The organism is Persephonella sp. (assembly GCF_027023985.1).
In the GTDB taxonomy this organism is placed as follows: Bacteria; Aquificota; Aquificia; order Aquificales; family Hydrogenothermaceae; genus Persephonella_A.
Map to the genome: position 1 here is coordinate 21,304 of NZ_JALVTW010000007.1, position 17,343 is coordinate 38,646.

The window sequence follows — 17,343 nt, forward strand, 5'->3', positions numbered from 1 at the left end:
CAAAAAGGGGGAAAGCTCCCCCTGAGGTTTTATTTATTTATGTTTAAAAATTGCTGTTCTTCTCCTTTAACAGCCTCCTGAACATTCTGGGAAATTCTGTAAGCACAGAAAGATGGTCCGCACATTGAGCAGAACTTAGCTGATTTAAATCCTTCCTGTGGAAGTGTTTCATCATGGTATTTTCTTGCTGTTTCAGGATCTATTGCCAGCTCAAACTGCTTTTCCCAGTCAAACTCATATCTTGCTTTGGACATTGCGTCGTCCCACTCTTTTGCACCGGGTCTATGTCTTGCAAGGTCAGCTGCGTGTGCTGCTATTTTATAAGCTATAAGTCCCTGTTTAACGTCTTCTGCATTTGGAAGACCAAGGTGCTCTTTAGGTGTTACATAACAGAGCATTGACGCACCATACCATCCTGCCATAGCTGCACCGATAGCAGATGCAATATGGTCATATCCCGGAGCAATATCTGTTACCAATGGTCCCAACACGTAGAATGGTGCTTCATGGCAAAGCTCCATCTCTTTTTTAATATTCATCTCAATCTGGTCCATTGGAACGTGACCAGGACCTTCTATCATAACCTGAACACCATGCTCCCACGCCTTTTTAGTAAGTTCACCTAAAACTTTAAGTTCTGCAAATTGTGCCTCATCAGAAGCATCATTTATACATCCAGGTCTAAGTCCATCTCCAAGGGAGAATGTTACATCGTACTTTTTGAATATTTCACAAATCTTATCAAAGTTTGTATAAAGTGGATTTTGTTTTCCATGAACAGTCATCCATTCTGCCATTATTGAACCACCACGGGAAACAATTCCCATAAGCCTGTGGTTAACCAGTGGTAAAAACTCCCTTAAAACTCCTGCATGAATTGTCATATAATCAACACCCTGTTGAGCCTGATGCTCAATCATATCAAGGATATCCTGTTCTGTAAGGTTTTCTATTGAACGAACTTCTTGCAATGCCTGATATATAGGAACTGTTCCAACTGGAACAGGAGAGTTAGCAATAATTGCTTCCCTAATTTCATCTATATTTCCACCTGTTGATAAATCCATTACAGTGTCAGCTCCGTATTTAAGGGCAACTCTAAGCTTTTCCAGCTCTCCTTCTACATCAGAAACAACAGCAGAGTTTCCAATATTTGCATTTACTTTGCATTTAGCAGCGATACCAATAGCCATAGGCTCAAGGCTGTAATGGTTTATATTAGCAGGGATTACCATTCTTCCCCTTGCAACTTCATCTCTGATTAACTCTGCAGGAAGCTGTTCCCTTTGAGCTACATACTCCATTTCCGGAGTTATGACTCCCTCCCTTGCATAATCCATCTGGGTTTTACCATAGGTTGTGCTTCTTTTAACTCTGTATTTACTCATATCTAAACCTCCTGATTTTCCAAGTTTTGCTCCATTTATATACATTCAAAAGATAGTCTAAAAAATGAAAATGGTCATATAGAGGGTGCTTTTGAGAAAAAAATCACCACTCCCTACGACGGTATCAACCGTATCAGGTTCAAAGGGTATTTTCTCAGACCTTTATAGTCACCCCTGTGGCCTTATTCAGTTTCTATTAATATATACTTTTGGTCTAATTTAATCCAGTTTTTTATAAATGGCGCCTTCAGGTGTTAGAATACTCTCAATAATATTTACTTCAATATAAGCCTGACTGCCAAAATCTATATCAGAATACCTTTTTATTGCGTTTAAAAACTGCTGTTTTTTAACATGCTTTATTCTTTTTAAAGTAATATGCGGCACAAAATTTTTATCTGATTTATATCCCAAAACTGCAAGCTTTCCAGAAATAAATGAGTTTAGGCGAGATAATTCTCCATTTGTATCTTTTATTTTTACAAAGAAAACCCGTGGATTATATATGTTTGGGAACGCCCCAAGACCTGAAAACTGAATATCAACCTCTATCTCTTTATTCAAAACCGGAGATAAGACCTGCTTGATATTACTGATTTCTTTATCTGAGGAGTTTCCGATAAATGTGTATGTAATATGGAAGTTTTTTTCTGGAACCCATCTTCCTGCGATTATTCCGCCGAAGTCCTTTTTTATTTTTTCATATTTCAAATCAGGTATTTTTACAAATGAGCCAATAAATATTCTTTTCAAAAATCCACCTGCATTGAATTTCTATTTAATTACTTATAATTTTAAAGATATGAAAGTAGCAAAACAATTTCCAGTTGTTTTTGATGAAGAAAAAGGAATTTATATACCTCAGCCTACAAGATTCTGGATTTTAGACAAAAAACTACATTCGGCCATCTCCAGACTAGAAGAAAAGGGATTTATACAATTTTGGGAAAATAAAGTCTCTCAGGATGAGGAGTTATTTAACTTTTTTGTAAAACTTCACCTTAAAGAAATTCACGAAAGGGAAAGGCTTATCTCAAATAAAAATTATCCTGAATATGTAGTTCACAAGTTACTTTCAACAGGTATAGGTGGTATTCAGGATTACAATAAAAAGCCATTTAAGGTTAAATGTCTGCATCTTTGGACGGCATATCATCTTGGGGATGAAAAATTCAGAAATCCTATAGGTGAATTTGTGATAGAAAGGTTGTAATCAGTCGTTGTATTCTTATATTATTTAAGCTTTAAATAAAAATCTGAGGGAAATGAATGGTTTACGACACAGAATTTGATGTTGTTGTTATAGGTGGAGGACATGCAGGTATAGAAGCTGCTTTGGCAGCTGCAAAATTAGGGGTGAAAACAGCCCTTATAACACTGGACAAAGAAAAAATAGGCCTTATGCCTTGTAATCCGGCAATAGGTGGAATAGCAAAAGGTATCGTTGTCCGTGAGATAGATGCCTTCGGCGGTGAGATGGGAAAGGCCATAGATGCAACAGGCCTTCAGTATAAAACCCTAAACACAAGAAAAGGTCCTGCAGTCCGTTCACCAAGGGCACAGGCAGATAAAGAAGAATACAGAAAGTATATGGTAAATAAAACCCAGAACACTGAAAATCTAACTGTTATAGAAGGTGAAGCAACAGATATATTCCTAAAACCCCATTCAAATGAGGTGGAAGGGGTTGAGGTAGATGGAAAATTCAGGATAAGAACAAAATCCGTTGTTGTAACAACAGGAACATTCTTAGACGGTGTTATTCATATTGGAGATAAACAGATACCTGCTGGTAGAATGGGAGAAAAACCTGCAACAAAACTGCCTGAGTTTTACAGAAGGGCAGGATTTCCACTCCAAAGGTTTAAAACAGGAACTCCAGCAAGGCTTGATAAAAGGACAATTGATTTTTCAGGGCTTGAGGAAGCTCCAGGAGATGAGCCGCCACCAAAGTTTTCATTCTGGACAGAGCCTTATGGCTCATACTGGTTCAGAGAAGGTCAAAAAGACCAGGTTCCCTGCTACATAACACATACAACCCCAGAAACCCACAGAATAATAAGGGAAAATCTCCACAGAACAGCCCTTTACGGTGGTGCAATAACAGGGATTGGACCAAGATACTGCCCTTCCATAGAAGACAAAATTGTGAAGTTCGCCAACAAAGAAAGACATACAGTATGGCTTGAGCCTGAAACAAGAGACGGCATAAGCATTTATCCAAATGGACTTTCGACATCTTTGCCAGAGGAAATTCAATGGGAGATGTATTGTTCAATCCCGGGACTTGAAAATGTAGTTCTTCTAAAACCTGCTTATGCCATTGAATACGACATTGTCCCTCCAACAGAACTTTATCCAACCCTTGAAACAAAAAGAATACAAGGCCTCTACCATGCAGGAAACTTCAACGGAACCACTGGATACGAAGAAGCTGCAGGACAGGGACTTGTTGCCGGAATAAACGCAGCTTTAAGGGCTTTAGGAAAAGAACCATTTTACATAAGAAGAGATGAAGCTTATATCGGTGTTATGATAGATGACCTTACAACAAAAGGGGTTATAGAACCTTACAGACTGTTTACATCCCGTTCAGAATACAGACTTCATCTTAGACAGGATAACCCTATTCTCAGGCTTTATGAAAAAGCTTATAACCTTGGAATGCTAACAGAGGAGCAATATAGATATGTAAAAGAAACAGAAGAGGAAATAAAACAGTGGCTTGATAGATACAAGGAAGAAAAAACAAAAATCGGAGATAAAACAGTAACGGCCTTTGAACTTTTAAAAAGACCGGAAATGGACGTTGATAAGCTAAAAGAGTATGGAATTCCAACTCCAGAGAGGGATTACATAAAGGAAGAGATAGACATAAACGTTAAATACTCAGGCTACTTTGAAAGGGAAAAAAGAATGAATGAAAAGATGAGACATCTGGAAAATATAAAAATTCCAGAAGATATAAACTATGAGGAAATTCCAGGGCTAAGAAAAGAAATTATTCAAAAACTATCTAAAGCAAAACCAATGACCCTTGGCCATGCTGCAAGACTTGAGGGAATAACTCCTGCTGCGATAACAGCAATTATGATACATCTTGAAAAAATAAAAAAGGGGCATTAAGCCCCTTTTCCATTGAGTCTGCTTTTTAGCAGTTTTCCTGTTTTAAAATGAACTGTTCTTCTGGCAGGGACAAGAATCCTTTCACCTGTTCTTGGGTTTCTTGCCATTTTTTCAGGCCTTTCTTTAACTTTAAATGTTCCAAGACCTCTGATTTCTATTTTTTCTCCATTTTGAAGGCCTTCAATCATAGCCTCAAAAATCCCATTTACAATCTGGAATACATCCTTTCTGTCAAGATGTGGAAATTCCTCTGCAATAATCTCTATCAGGTCTGACTTTTTCATTTATCCTCCTCTATCTGATTAATATCAATTTTCATTATTTGCAGCTGCTGGAGACATCTATCACACACAGGTTGTCCATTTTTTCCTACGGAAACGTCATAAATCCAGCATCTTGGACATTTTTCTCCTTCAGCCTGTTTAACAGCTACAACAGCATCTTTAACACTTTCCCCTTCAATTACAACATTACCTTCCGGTTTTTCTGATAACTCAACTTGAGACACAGTAAAGAAAAATTTAATCCAGTCTATTCTTTCTTCAATTAGTTTTTTGTAATGTTCAGGAAGTTTGAGAATTACCTTGGCCTCATAAGGATGTCTGATAATATCTTGCTTACGGGCTTCTTCAAGGGCTTTCAGCACATCATCCCTGATTTTTAACAGGTCTGTATAGATATTTTCAAGCTCCTGATTTATTAAGCTTTCGTTGACAAGAGGCATTTCCTCAAGATGAATACTTTCTTTTGCTGTTTTATCAAACTCTCTAACATGGTTCCAGACTTCTTCCATAGTAAATGAAAGGATTGGCGCAAGCAGTTTAGCAAGTGATGTAAGCATTATATAAAGTGTTGTCTGTGCAGATTTTCTCTCAATGGTATCCGGTGCATATACATATAGCCTGTCCTTTAGAATATCCAGATATATAGCTGACAGGTCTACAATCATAAATTTCTTTATCTCATGGTATATTCTGTGAAATCTGTGGTTTTGGTAAGAGCTATGGGCTATATCAATTAATCTCTGGAGTTTAGACAGCATCCATCTGTCTATCTCAAGCATGTCTTCGTATTTGACCGTATCCGTTTCAGGATTAAAATCATAAAGGTTTCCAAGGAAGTATCTGAATGTATTTCTGATTTTTCTGTAGTCGTCTGCTATAGCCTTAAGAAGGTTCATTCCGATTTTTATATCTTCTGTATAATCCTCAGAAACAACCCACAGCCTTATAATATCAGCCCCGTACATTTTTATAACTTTTTCAGGGGCAATTACGTTTCCAAGGGATTTTGACATCTTGCGGCCTTTTTCATCAAGGATAAATCCATGGGTTAGGACACTGTCATAAGGGGCTCTGTCGTAAGATGCCACACCTTCAAGGAGCGAAGACTGGAACCAGCCTCTATGCTGGTCTGAACCTTCAAGATACATATCAGCAGGCCATCTAAGCTCTTCCCAGAAACCTGTTTTCAGAACAGATGCATGGGATACCCCTGAGTCAAACCACACATCAAGGATGTCTTCTTCCTTTCTAAACTCTGTGCCTCCACATTTTGGACATTTATAACCTTCTGGGAGCAGCTCCTTTGCATCTTTTTCAAACCATATATCAGCACCGTATTCGTAGTTTTCAACAAGCTTTGCCACATGCTCAAAAACTTCTTCTTCTTCCACTATATAATCACAATTTTCACAGTAGAAAACAGCTATTGGCACTCCCCAGCTTCTCTGTCTTGAGATACACCAGTCTGGTCTGTTTTCTACCATTGATTTAATTCTGTTTTCTCCCCAGTGAGGTATCCATTTAACCCTTTCTATCTCTTTAATAGCCTCTCCTCTAAGAGTGTTTCCATTCTCTAAAACGGCATCCATAGCGATAAACCACTGGGGTGTAGCTCTGAAAATAACAGGATTTTTACATCTCCAGCAGTGTGGATATGAGTGTTTTATTGTTTCATGATGGAGTAGTGCTCCAACCTCTTTGAGCTTTTCTATGATAGGCTCATTGGCATCAAAAACCCTTAATCCCTGAATAAACTCAGGGGCTTCCTTTGTAAATCTTCCTTCATCATCAACAGGAGCAAAAGGCTCAACTCCGTATCTCTGTCCTATCACATAGTCTTCCTGACCATGCCCAGGAGCCATGTGAACAAGGCCTGTTCCTGTCCCAAGCTCGACAAACTCAGAAAGGTATATCTTAGAAACCCTATCTATAAATGGATGTTTATACTCTAAAAACTCAAGTTCTCTACCTTTTACCTCTTTTATAACATTTCCTTCTATTCCTGTTTTTTCCTTAAAGCTTTCCAGTAGCTCCTTTGCCACTATGAAAACCTTTTCTCCTGCATCAAGGAAAACATAATCAAATTCAGGATTAACCATAACCCCAAGGTTAGCAGGAAGTGTCCATGGAGTTGTTGTCCATATTACAGCGTAAGTTTTTTTCTGAATATCAAACGGAGGTTCCACAAGCTCAAAGGCAACATAAACAGAAGGGTCCTTTTTATCTGCATATTCAACCTCAGCCTCAGCCTCAGCTGTTTTGTCATATATACACCAGTAAACAGGCTTTTTCCCTCTATATGCTATTCCCCTTTTGAATATCTTTCCAAGCTCTCTAATTTCCTGAGCCTGATAGGAAGGTCTCATTGTAAGATATGGCTTTTCCCAGTTTCCGATTATCCCAAGTCTTTTGAACTCTTCTTTCTGTATCTCAACATATTTTGCTGCGTATTCCCTGCATAACCTTCTAAATTCTGCTTTTGAAAGGTCTTCCTTCCTTTTTTTCTCTTTTTTCAGCTGTTTTTCAACCTGCTGTTCAATAGGAAGACCATGGCAGTCCCATCCTGGAACAAAAGGAGCATCTTTACCAAGCATTGATTGATATTTAACAAGAATATCTTTTAAAACCTTGTTAAGTGCATGCCCGAGATGGATATTACCATTAGCATAAGGTGGTCCATCATGGAGAATATATTTATCTCTACCTTTTCTTTCTTCCCTAAGCTTTTTATATAAATTAATCTCATCCCATTTTTTAATAAATTCAGGTTCTCTATTTGGTAAATTTCCTTTCATAGGAAATGAAGTTTTTGGTAAGTTAAGGGTGTTCTTCCAGTCCAAGACTTAAACCTCCAGCAAAAGTATTCAAGAATAATTATTTTATCATGTTAAGGGAATTACGAATAAGCCAAATTAATGAAGTATAATTTAATAATTAAATCCTTTGAAAAAGAGGTGAAAAATTGAAAAAACTGCTTTTTATACTTCCTGCAATTTTATTTTTTTCGGTGGCTTACTCTCAGCCACAGGCAGAATCCACAGAAAACTCTTTAATAATTGATGAAATAAATGATGACAGCTGGATGGACAAATATTTTCTTATAAAAAGATTTAATTTCCTACCTGTAATCCGTGACTATAGAGATGAGCTGGGGCTTACAGATGAGCAGCTTAAAATCATAAACCAGTTTTATAAAAAGTATTACAAAAAAATGGTAGATATAGCAAAAAAAATTCAAAAAGAGGAACAGCAGCTTGAAAATATGATTCTAAATGGCGGAAGTCCTGAAAAAATAAAAAAACTGGTTATTGATATAGCAAAACTAAAAGCCGAGCTTACCGTTTATAATATCAAAGAAATTAGAACACTCCAGAGTGCAATGACAAAAGAGCAATTTAAAAAACTACTTGACTTATCAGGACAGGATATTATGTAACCATGAGATACCTGTATCTTCTGTTTTTATTTTTGTATTCAACAGTTTTTGGTCTGACCCTTGATGATGCAATAAAACTGGCACTCAATAATCATCCCTATTTAAAGGAACAGTATCACTATCTAAAAGCTTCAGAATTTGATTACAAATACAGCTGGGGAAATTTTTTCCCTACGGTAAATCTTAATTTCAGTTATACAAAATTTAGAGATGGTTCAGGAGGGGATAGTTTCAGCAGAAACCGTTCTATAAAATTTTCTTGGACACTTTATAACTCAGGAACAAATATATTAGAACTTTTAAAAAGCAAAGAATCTTTACTATCAAAGCAAAAAAGCTACAGCGAAGACCTGCTGGACATTATCTACGACGTTAAAAAAGCGTATTACGAAGCCGTTGCAAAAAATCAGATATACAAAATTCGCCAGATTCAGCTAAAGGCGGCACAAAAAGACCTTGAACTTGCACAGAAAAAACTGGAACTGGGACTTGTAACAAAGGCAGATTATCTTCAGGCAAAAGTAAGACTTGAAGATATTAGATACTCCCTAATCAGTGCAGAATTTGAATACAAAAAAGCCCTTGCCAGCCTTAACAGCTTAATCGGCTACCCTCTGGATACAAAACTCAAACTTGATTACTCAATACTAAAAAGATTTGAAATTTATGATGTTCCCGATTTTGAGTTTATCAAAAAACTTGCCTTTAAGAAAAGACCTGTCTTTAAGCAATACTATCATGATATCAAAAGGGCAAAATATTCCACAAAAGAAGAAATCCTCAGCTTTACACCTACAGTTTCAGTATCCTATTCATTGAACAAAGACCACTCATCCTCATCAGGAACAGATTACTACAACGTTTTTAACTTTGGTCTTAGCTGGACTATATTTGAAGGATTAAAAAGATACCATGCTTATCTTTCAGCAAAGGAAAATGAGCTTGCTGCAAAGGAAAAACTCAGGGAACTAAAAAGAATAATAACCCTGAAGCTATATCAGTATTATATGGACTTAAAGTCTGCATACAGAAATATTGATGTAGCCAGAACGCTTCTTGAAGAAGCCGACCATAACTACAAACAGGCAATCGGTGAATACAAGGCAGGAAAAGGAGATATTATATCCCTGCTTACAGCTGAAAGTTCTCTGGCCAGTGCCCACGAAAAATTCGTAAACTCACTACTTGATATTGCACGGACAAAAGCAACACTGGAGCGGGAGATAGGGGTTGTTGACTTGTCCAAGGAGGAACAATCCCAATGAAAAAATTCCTAATTATTGCCCTGATAGTTCTTATTCCTGTTATTGCAGGTGTTTATTATTACAATAAGCAAAAAGAACAACAACAGCAGATAAAAGTCTATGAAACAGCAAAGGTAAAAAGAGGCAAAATACAGAACATAATTAATGCCACAGCAATTGTAAAAACCAGAGTCAACGCATACCTGAAAATAGGCACCCGTGCAACAGGTGAAATTCAAAAGATGTTTGTTGATGTAGGAGATTATGTAAAAAAAGGCCAGTTAATTGCCATCATAGACCAGCGGGAATATAAAAAAGATGTTGAAAGGCTAACTTATCAGCTTGAAGAGGCTAAGAAAAATCTTCAAAAAATACTTCAGGTATATCCTGCCAGAATAAAAGAGGCAGAGAAAAAGCTATCTGTCGCTCAGGCTGAATATGATTATGCAAAATGGAACTTCTTAAGGGAAAAACAGCTTTTAAAACAGGGATTTACCACACAGGAAAGCTATGAAAAAGCCCAGAAAGAACTAAAAGCAAAAAAAGCCCAGCTTGAGCTGGCAAAAGCCACACTGGAAAAGCTCAAACTTGAATATAAAAACGAGAAGGAAATAGCACAGGAAAATATAAAAGTTACTCAAAAGCAGCTGGAAAAGGCAAAAATCAGATTATCCTATACAGAAATATATTCTCCAATAGATGGAATAGTCTCAAAAGTTGTAGCCCGTGAAGGAGAAACCCTTGTTGCAGGTTTGCAGGCAGGGGAACTGGTTACGATACTCAAACCAGATAAACTGGAAATACAGATTTTTGTAGATGAAACAGATATAGGAAAGGTTCAACCTGGTCAGAAAGTCATTTATTATGTTGATGCTTACCCAGATAAATTTTTCCATGGGAAGATAACACAGATTTATCCTGAGCCAATTGTAAAACAGAATATCGTTTATTACCTTGCAATAGTTCCTGTAAAAAAAGAGTATGCAATTTATCTAAGACCTGAAATGACAGTTTATACAAAAATAATAGCCGGAGAAAAAGACAACGCCTTAATTATCCCTAACTCAGCTATAAGATACGAAAAAGGCAGGCAGTATGTCTATGTAATACAAAATGGAAAACCTGTAAAAAGATACGTAAAAACAGGTTGGATAGGAGAAAACTATACAGAAGTAATAGAAGGATTAAAAGAAGGCGAAGAAATAGCTGTCAAATTCTCAGCACCTGTTAAAACAAAGGTCTTCAAATGAAAGAAGTAATTAGACTGGAAAACGTAAACAAAATATACGAGACAGCAGGCATAAAAACCCATGCCTTGAAGGATATAAATCTAACAATATACGAAGGTGAATTTGTTGCTATAATGGGTGCATCAGGTTCAGGAAAAACAACCCTTATGAACATAATGGGATGCCTTGACACCCCAACCTCTGGCAAATACTATCTGATGGGAAAAGATGTATCAACCCTTGACGATGACCATCTATCTGAGATTAGAAACAGATACATTGGATTTGTATTCCAGCAGTTTTTTCTCATACCATACCTGACCGCCTATGAAAACATACTGGTTCCGGTTATATACTCAAAATACAACTTCAAAGAAAAAGAAAAGGAAGCTGAAAAAATACTGGAAAAAATAGGACTAAAAGACAAAAAAAACCACAAACCAAACCAGCTATCAGGAGGACAACAACAAAGGGTGGCCATCGGTAGAGCATTGATAAACAATCCAGAGCTGATACTTGCGGATGAACCAACAGGGGCACTGGACAGCAAAACCGCCAAGGAAATAATGAAAATTTTTGTTGAGTTAAACAATTCAGGAAAAACGATAGTCCTGATAACCCACGACCCTAATGTTGCCTCTTATGCCCGGAGAATAGTCAGAATTTCTGATGGTAAAATAATTAGCTGAAAAATTTTTAAAGGGGAGATGAATGTTTACAAACATAGGAAAATCAAAATTTATGAAAATAGTTCTTTTCATAACAACATTTGCATTTGTAGGAACTGCCTTCGTTGCACTGATAGTTTATAAATTGTCAGGAAATATTCAGGGAGTTGCTGAAATTAACGGGAAAACCATTTCCGTTGCTGAGTATTACTATTACCTTAATTTTCTTACAAGACAGGCTGAAGCACAAGGAATAGAGCCGGATAAAAAAGCCCTTAGAATAGAAGCTCTGAAAAATGCCATTGACCAGGAACTTCTCTATCAGGAAGCCCAGAAAGAAGGTATTGAAGCAACAGACGAAGAGGTAAAGCAGTATCTACTTGATATCCCAGCTTTTCAGGAAAAAGGAAAATTCTCAAAAGAAAAATATTTTGCATTTTTGTCAAATATAAATCTTTCTCCCCAAATGTTCGAACAAATCCTGAAAAAAGAACTTTCTATTAGACATCTTCTTGCTATTCATAGAGTTGGTTTTTATATATCAGAGGACGAACTAAACACATTTGTAAAAAAACAACTATCCAGAATTTCAGGAAAAGTAGCCATAATAACACCCAAAATAGCAAACCCTACCCAACAGGAAATAGAAGAATACTACAAACAAAACCTGAAAGAATTTGCCGGTAAAAAAGGAAAATTAATATCAGTTTATAAAATTGACAAAACTATCAAAGATGCAGATAAAAAAGCCCAAAAATTATTTCTAAGTCTGAAAAATAACCAGCAACCATTCCAGGAAGAAGGAATTCAAAAAATCTTTTCAGGAGAAATTTATAACAAAAATGTGAACCTTCCTGAAAAAGTAAAAGAAGAGCTTGACAAACTTTCTAAGCAAAAACCAATACTACTTGTATCAACCGACAAGGCTTACTATCTAATCAAACTTGAAAAAGAAGTTTCAAAACCAATTCCACTTGAAAAAGTTAAGGAAAAAGTCATCACAAGCATAAAAAATAAAAAGCTTGCAAAAAAAACAGAAGAACTATATAAAGCTGTTTCTAAAGAGATAAAGAATATCAAAGACCTGAAAACACTAACAAAAAAATATCAAGCAGAAATTAAAGAAATCAAAAACCAGCCTGCCCAGAGCATAGCAATGGAATACGGAATTCCATTAAATAAGATTTCTCTTTTAACAAAAGCCAAACCCGGCCAGATTTTAGAACCATTTAAAACCTCTAAGGGAATTGTTGTAATAAAAGTTGAAAAGATTTCTCAGCCTGAAGATAAAGCAAAAGAAGATATGCTTAAACTGATGAAACCAATCTTAACCAATACCAAATATCAAACAATTGTCAGAATGTTCATAGACAAGCTGCAAGAAGAGTCAATAATAAAAATCAATAAAAGGATAATTCAATAAATGCAGCAAACTCCGTATGCTTACGATTTTTTATGGAATCAAATAGAACTAGGCTTCCGTGAGATAAGGAAGCCTGCTTATCGCAAGCTTGTGGAGCAGTTTTTATTTGACTCTGAAATCCGCAAAAAAGTAGAAAAACTCCCTGACAAGACAGGAAGAAAATATCAGGGAGGTCTCCTTGAAAAAACTGCTTCTGTTTTATCTCTATCTTTATGTATGTATGATAACTACCCTGAAATTAATATAGACCTTATATTAACTGGTATAATATTATCATTGTTGTGTAAGGCTTTTACTAAAAGGGAATGTTTTGAGAAATTAAAATCATATCCGGAAATAGTTCCATTTATTTTTAAGAAAAGCAGACGAAAGCCTTCCGTGGAACTGACTATTTTTGATGGTATCCATAAGCTTGATAATAAAATAATCCTAAAACTGATGGCACAGCGGGAGCGGACTGGCGGGGAAAAAAAGTAGCGAGGTGAGGTTATGGTTCCAGAAGAGAGGAAGTTGTTTGATAACGGTTCACACCAGAATATTCTTCTTGAAGACTATGGTCATGGTGAAATGGTTCAGGCAAATGTTCATTTTATAGTTGATAGTGGTCAGGGCATTGTTTTAGACCCCGGTGGACACAAAGTTTTCAAACATCTTTTATCAGAAATAGGAGGTCTTATAGGTGTTGATAACCTTAAATATATATTTCTTTCACATCAAGACCCTGACATAGTTGCAGCTATAAATGGATGGCTTATGACAACCAAAGCAACTGCACTTTGCCCAAACCTCTGGACAAGATTTATTCCACACTTTGGAGTAGACAGGCTTGTCATTCACAGAATAAAAGGTATTGGGGACAGAGGAACCATAATAAAACTTGGAAATTCAGAACTTTATATACTCCCTGCCCACTTTATGCATGCACCTGGAAACCTTCAGATATATGATCCAACTTCTAAAATCTTATATTCCGGAGACCTTGGAGCATCACTTGGACAGGATTATATTTATGCACCAAGTTTTGAGGAACATGTTAAATATATGGAAGGCTTCCATAAAAGGTATATTCCAACATCAAAAGTTCTTAAAACATGGGTAAAAATGGCAAGACAGCTTGATATTGAGATAATAGCACCCCAGCATGGTGCAATAATGAAAGGCAAAGATATGGTAAATAAGTTTTTTGACTGGCTTGAAAATCTTGAATGCGGTATAGATATTATGGAAGATGTTTACCAAATTCCACAGGAACATTTTGAAGGATAAAATTGGTTGAACATTATCCGGTTTTACATAGAGAAATATTAAATTTTTTTAAAGATATAAAAGGAAAATATATAGTTGACGCAACAGTAGGAGGAGGGGGTCATTCCTTTTTACTCCTAAAATCTCTTCCGGATATTCATATAATCGGTCTGGACAAAGATGAGTATGCCTTAAAAAAAGCAGATGAAAAATTATCCCAATTCAAAGGTAGATACACCCTTATTAAAAGTTCATTTAAAGATTTGGACAAAGTCCTTGACCAGCTTGGTATTCCTGAAGTCAGTGGTTTTTTATTTGACCTTGGAGTCTCTATGTTCCAATTAAAAACTGAAAGAGGTTTTTCTTTTCAGAGAGAAGAACCCCTTGATATGAGAATGGATACATCCCAGCATCTCACAGCTTATCAGGTTATTAATCAATACCCAAAGGATTTACTTGAAAAGATAATTTTTGAGTATGGAGAGGAAAAATTTGCCAGAAAAATTGCAAAAAATATAGTTGAATACAGAAAGAAAAAACCAATAGAAACCACAAAAGAACTGGCAGATATCATATACAAAACATATCCTCCTCCCCTTCGTAGAAAAAGAATACATCCTGCCACAAAAACATTTCAGGCAATCAGGATAGAAGTAAACAACGAGCTAAACGAAATCAAAGAAGGAGTTACAAAAGCAATAGACAGAACTCAAAAAGGCGGAATAATTGCAGTAATATCATTTCATTCTCTTGAGGATAGAATTGTAAAAAATATTTTTAGAGAAGCCAAAAAGTTAAAGAAAGTAGAAATACTGACGAAAAAACCTATTACACCGGGAGAGGAGGAACTCAAAGAAAATCCTCCCTCACGTAGTGCAAAACTAAGGGTTGCAAAAAGGGTCTAATTATGAGGGAGTTAGTAATAGAGCTAAAAAAAGATTTAAGTTATGTAAAAAAATATACATATTTCTGGGGATTTATATTGCTAATAGCCGGTGCTATGGTTCTTTATAACCAGTATTACTTCAGTATTGATAAACAAATTGTTGAACTTACAAAAATGAAAAACCAGCTTGCAGCAGATAAGTTAATGCTTCAAAAAACAATAAGTAAACTTTCTTCACCTGAAAGAATCAGCAAAATTGCAAAACAAAAACTCAAAATGGATACTGTAGATTATTCAAAAGTGCATTTTATAGATACAAAATAGAGATATGAATGAACAAAAATAAGGTTTATATAGCTGCCTTTCTTATAACCTTAGGTTTTTTTGCAGTCATCGGAAGGTTATTCTACTTTCAGGTTCTAAAACAACAGGAATTTCTGGAATATATCAAAAAGCAATACTATGCCGAAGAGAAAATTATTCTTCCAAGGGGAACAATTTACGACCAGAATGGAAGAATTCTTGGTATTAGTGTTCCAACCATTGATGTATTCGCAATAAAAAAATACATAAAAAACAAAGAAAAGGTTGCAAAAGAACTTTCTAAAATCCTGAGAATTCCTTATCAACAAATCCTGAGAAAATTAAACGGCAAAAAAAATTATGTGGTTTTAGCCAGAAATATAGACAGTTTATATAAGGACAGAATTCTTGCTTTAAGAAAATCTCTACAAGAATGGAATCTTGGAGTTGTTGAAAGTTCAAAAAGATACTATCCCTTAGGTAGCATAGCAGGTTCAAGTATAGGGTTCGTAAACAGATACACTGGTCAAGGGACAGCCGGACTTGAGCTTAAATACGACAGCATACTGGGAGGAGGTTTTGCAAGTATAGTTCTTATGAAAGATGCCCTTGGAAATCCAATAACTATAGAAAAGGAAAAGAATGATAAAAATATAAAAGATATAAAACTAACTATAGACAGTAATATTCAGTATATCGCAGAAGAAGCTTTAAAAAAACTTGTAAAGGAAAGAAAACCTAAAGAAGCAGCAATACTAATTATGGACTCTAACACTGGTGAGATTATAGCCAATGCAACGTATCCAAATTACAATCCGAATAAATACTGGAAATATAAAAACCATAAAAATATATCATTCCAAAATGCCTATGAGGTCGGTTCATTGGCAAAGCCATTTGTCCTCGCAGAAGCTATAGATGAAAACAAGATAGATTTTTCAAAAAAATATTATTGTGGAGAAGGAAAAGTTATTGTTGACGGGGTTAGAATTAGAGACCACAAGTCCTATAAAAATCTTACTCCTGAAGATATAATAGTCCATTCATCAAACGGAGGTATTATAAATATCGCACTCCGTCTTGACCCTGATAAACTTTACGAACGGTTTAGAAAACTTGGTTTTGGAAAATCAACAAAAACATTTCCCGGGGAAGCATCCGGTTTAATCAGACCTTTTAAAAGGAAAGTAGATGTGGCTTATGCGTCGATAGGCCAGAACTGGACAGCTACTCTCGTTCAGATAGCAGTAGCTTACTCAGCAATAGCAAACGGAGGATATCTTGTAAAACCACATTTTGTTAAAGAAATAATTGATTCTTCCTCCGGTAAATCTGAAAAAATTAACCCTGAAAAAATGGGAAAAGTTTTATCAGATGAGACAGTCCAGAAACTCCAAAAAATACTTGTTCAAGTAGTAGAAAGGGGAACAGCTAAAAGGGGAAAATCCAAATATTTTACAATTGCAGGAAAAACCGGAACAGCTCAGAAATACGACCCTGCAATAAAAGCCCTTTCAAATAAAAAATTTTATACATGGTTTGCAGGTTATTTCCCTGCAGAAAACCCAAAATTCACTGTGGTTATATTCGCAAACGAACCGAAAAAAATAAAAAAATGGGAGTTCATAGGCGGTGGTAGCGTTTCAGCTCCTGTTTTAAAATTTTTAGTTGATAGAATAATGTTTTATTACAAACAAAAACCTGATAAAGAGGTGGAGCATGGAAATAAGAACCCACAGGGAAATTAATCCTAAATATTCAGGAGTGCCATTAGCTGTTGAGACTGACAAGTTTGCCTCTGTGATTTTAGAACTTACCGAAGAGATGAAAGCCGATGAAAAAGGTCTTGTCCATGGAGGTTTTATTTTTTCTGCTGCCGATTACTGCTCAATGCTTGCTGTAAATCATCCAAATGTTGTTCTTGCAAAGGCAGAGGTAAAATTTTTAAAACCTGCTGTTGTAGGAGAACATATCGTATTTGAAGGAATAGTTGTTGAAAAAAATGAAAATAAAAGAACAGTAGAAGTTCAAGGAAAAAACGAAGAAAACGAAATCATCTTCACAGGCAAGTTTTATTGCGTAATAACCCCAAAACATGTGCTTGATTAGAC

The 17,343-nt window shown here is 35.9% G+C and carries 17 protein-coding genes and 1 riboswitch; of the genes, 13 read left to right on the top strand and 4 right to left on the bottom strand.

What is annotated here, in order from left to right:
• Nucleotides 1-29: 29 nt before the first annotated feature.
• Together thiC and thpR are read right to left on the bottom strand one after the other, a co-directional pair.
• The gene (gene thiC / locus MVE07_RS01055) at nt 30-1,388 is read right to left on the bottom strand and encodes a phosphomethylpyrimidine synthase ThiC (RefSeq protein ID WP_297452913.1); all 1,359 of its coding nucleotides are present in this window, start codon (nt 1,386-1,388) and stop codon (nt 30-32) included.
• Nucleotides 1,389-1,481: 93 nt separating this feature from the next.
• A riboswitch (TPP riboswitch) is annotated at nt 1,482-1,574 on the bottom strand.
• A 33-nt stretch (nt 1,575-1,607) separates the two neighbouring features.
• On the bottom strand, nt 1,608-2,141 hold the full coding sequence (gene thpR / locus MVE07_RS01060; protein ID WP_297452915.1) for an RNA 2',3'-cyclic phosphodiesterase: 534 nt from the start codon (nt 2,139-2,141) through the stop codon (nt 1,608-1,610).
• Between the two features lie 49 nt (nt 2,142-2,190).
• Here thpR and MVE07_RS01065 point away from each other — a divergent pair, with 49 nt between their 5' ends.
• On the top strand, nt 2,191-2,601 hold the full coding sequence (locus tag MVE07_RS01065) for a DUF501 domain-containing protein (protein WP_297452917.1): 411 nt from the start codon (nt 2,191-2,193) through the stop codon (nt 2,599-2,601).
• 56 nt (nt 2,602-2,657) lie between these two features.
• On the top strand, nt 2,658-4,514 hold the full coding sequence (gene mnmG / locus MVE07_RS01070; RefSeq protein WP_297452919.1) for a tRNA uridine-5-carboxymethylaminomethyl(34) synthesis enzyme MnmG: 1,857 nt from the start codon (nt 2,658-2,660) through the stop codon (nt 4,512-4,514).
• Here mnmG and MVE07_RS01075 read toward each other — a convergent pair.
• Both MVE07_RS01075 and ileS read right to left on the bottom strand, forming a co-directional pair.
• A complete protein-coding gene (locus MVE07_RS01075) occupies nt 4,511-4,798 on the bottom strand; it encodes an HU family DNA-binding protein (protein WP_297452921.1) in 288 nt (95 codons plus the stop codon). The two genes, mnmG and MVE07_RS01075, sit on opposite strands and share 4 nt — an antisense overlap.
• On the bottom strand, nt 4,795-7,638 hold the full coding sequence (ileS, locus tag MVE07_RS01080; RefSeq protein ID WP_297452923.1) for an isoleucine--tRNA ligase: 2,844 nt from the start codon (nt 7,636-7,638) through the stop codon (nt 4,795-4,797). Before ileS ends, MVE07_RS01075 begins: the two co-directional genes overlap by 4 nt.
• 122 nt (nt 7,639-7,760) lie before the next feature.
• Here ileS and MVE07_RS01085 point away from each other — a divergent pair, with 122 nt between their 5' ends.
• Genes MVE07_RS01085 through MVE07_RS01135 form a run of 11 tightly spaced genes read left to right on the top strand, consistent with a single transcriptional unit; the run spans nt 7,761 to nt 17,341 of the window.
• Nucleotides 7,761-8,234, top strand: a complete 474-nt coding sequence (locus MVE07_RS01085) for a hypothetical protein (RefSeq protein WP_297452925.1) — start codon at nt 7,761-7,763, stop codon at nt 8,232-8,234.
• Between the two features lie 2 nt (nt 8,235-8,236).
• On the top strand, nt 8,237-9,499 hold the full coding sequence (locus tag MVE07_RS01090; RefSeq protein ID WP_297452927.1) for a TolC family protein: 1,263 nt from the start codon (nt 8,237-8,239) through the stop codon (nt 9,497-9,499).
• Nucleotides 9,496-10,728, top strand: a complete 1,233-nt coding sequence (locus MVE07_RS01095) for an efflux RND transporter periplasmic adaptor subunit (RefSeq protein WP_297452928.1) — start codon at nt 9,496-9,498, stop codon at nt 10,726-10,728. The genes MVE07_RS01090 and MVE07_RS01095 overlap by 4 nt, the downstream gene beginning before the upstream one ends.
• Nucleotides 10,725-11,396 (top strand): ABC transporter ATP-binding protein, encoded by a 672-nt coding sequence (locus tag MVE07_RS01100; RefSeq protein WP_297452930.1) that lies wholly within the window; start codon nt 10,725-10,727, stop codon nt 11,394-11,396. Before MVE07_RS01095 ends, MVE07_RS01100 begins: the two co-directional genes overlap by 4 nt.
• Before the next feature lie 22 nt (nt 11,397-11,418).
• Nucleotides 11,419-12,798 carry a SurA N-terminal domain-containing protein gene (locus tag MVE07_RS01105; RefSeq protein WP_297452932.1) on the top strand — a complete coding sequence of 460 codons (1,380 nt, stop codon included), beginning with the start codon at nt 11,419-11,421 and terminating at the stop codon, nt 12,796-12,798.
• Nucleotides 12,799-13,275 (top strand): hypothetical protein, encoded by a 477-nt coding sequence (locus tag MVE07_RS01110; RefSeq protein WP_297452934.1) that lies wholly within the window; start codon nt 12,799-12,801, stop codon nt 13,273-13,275.
• Between the two features lie 12 nt (nt 13,276-13,287).
• Nucleotides 13,288-14,064 (top strand): MBL fold metallo-hydrolase, encoded by a 777-nt coding sequence (locus MVE07_RS01115; protein WP_297452936.1) that lies wholly within the window; start codon nt 13,288-13,290, stop codon nt 14,062-14,064.
• Nucleotides 14,065-14,066: 2 nt separating this feature from the next.
• Nucleotides 14,067-14,948, top strand: coding sequence for a 16S rRNA (cytosine(1402)-N(4))-methyltransferase RsmH (gene rsmH / locus MVE07_RS01120; protein WP_297452939.1), 882 nt, complete (start codon nt 14,067-14,069; stop codon nt 14,946-14,948).
• Nucleotides 14,949-14,950: 2 nt separating this feature from the next.
• Nucleotides 14,951-15,253: a septum formation initiator family protein gene (locus tag MVE07_RS01125; protein ID WP_297452941.1), complete on the top strand. Its 303-nt coding sequence runs from the start codon at nt 14,951-14,953 to the stop codon at nt 15,251-15,253.
• Between the two features lie 8 nt (nt 15,254-15,261).
• Entirely contained in the window at nt 15,262-16,980 is a 1,719-nt protein-coding gene (locus MVE07_RS01130) for a penicillin-binding protein 2 (RefSeq protein WP_297452943.1), read from the top strand.
• Nucleotides 16,952-17,341, top strand: coding sequence for a hotdog domain-containing protein (locus MVE07_RS01135; protein ID WP_297452945.1), 390 nt, complete (start codon nt 16,952-16,954; stop codon nt 17,339-17,341). The genes MVE07_RS01130 and MVE07_RS01135 overlap by 29 nt, the downstream gene beginning before the upstream one ends.
• Nucleotides 17,342-17,343 lie beyond the last annotated feature (2 nt).

Bases quoted from the DNA above. Each gene is read 5' to 3' on its own strand.
- MVE07_RS01095 (WP_297452928.1), top strand. From the start codon at position 9,496: ATGAAAAAATTCCTAATTATTGCCCTGATAGTTCTTATTCCTGTTATT.
- MVE07_RS01090 (WP_297452927.1), top strand. From the start codon at position 8,237: ATGAGATACCTGTATCTTCTGTTTTTATTTTTGTATTCAACAGTTTTT.
- MVE07_RS01105 (WP_297452932.1), top strand. From the start codon at position 11,419: ATGTTTACAAACATAGGAAAATCAAAATTTATGAAAATAGTTCTTTTC.
- MVE07_RS01130 (WP_297452943.1), top strand. From the start codon at position 15,262: ATGAACAAAAATAAGGTTTATATAGCTGCCTTTCTTATAACCTTAGGT.
- MVE07_RS01065 (WP_297452917.1), top strand. From the start codon at position 2,191: ATGAAAGTAGCAAAACAATTTCCAGTTGTTTTTGATGAAGAAAAAGGA.
- MVE07_RS01075 (WP_297452921.1), bottom strand. From the start codon at position 4,798: ATGAAAAAGTCAGACCTGATAGAGATTATTGCAGAGGAATTTCCACAT.
- thiC (WP_297452913.1), bottom strand. From the start codon at position 1,388: ATGAGTAAATACAGAGTTAAAAGAAGCACAACCTATGGTAAAACCCAG.
- MVE07_RS01100 (WP_297452930.1), top strand. From the start codon at position 10,725: ATGAAAGAAGTAATTAGACTGGAAAACGTAAACAAAATATACGAGACA.
- MVE07_RS01135 (WP_297452945.1), top strand. From the start codon at position 16,952: ATGGAAATAAGAACCCACAGGGAAATTAATCCTAAATATTCAGGAGTG.
- MVE07_RS01125 (WP_297452941.1), top strand. From the start codon at position 14,951: ATGAGGGAGTTAGTAATAGAGCTAAAAAAAGATTTAAGTTATGTAAAA.
- MVE07_RS01115 (WP_297452936.1), top strand. From the start codon at position 13,288: ATGGTTCCAGAAGAGAGGAAGTTGTTTGATAACGGTTCACACCAGAAT.
- MVE07_RS01110 (WP_297452934.1), top strand. From the start codon at position 12,799: ATGCAGCAAACTCCGTATGCTTACGATTTTTTATGGAATCAAATAGAA.
- mnmG (WP_297452919.1), top strand. From the start codon at position 2,658: ATGGTTTACGACACAGAATTTGATGTTGTTGTTATAGGTGGAGGACAT.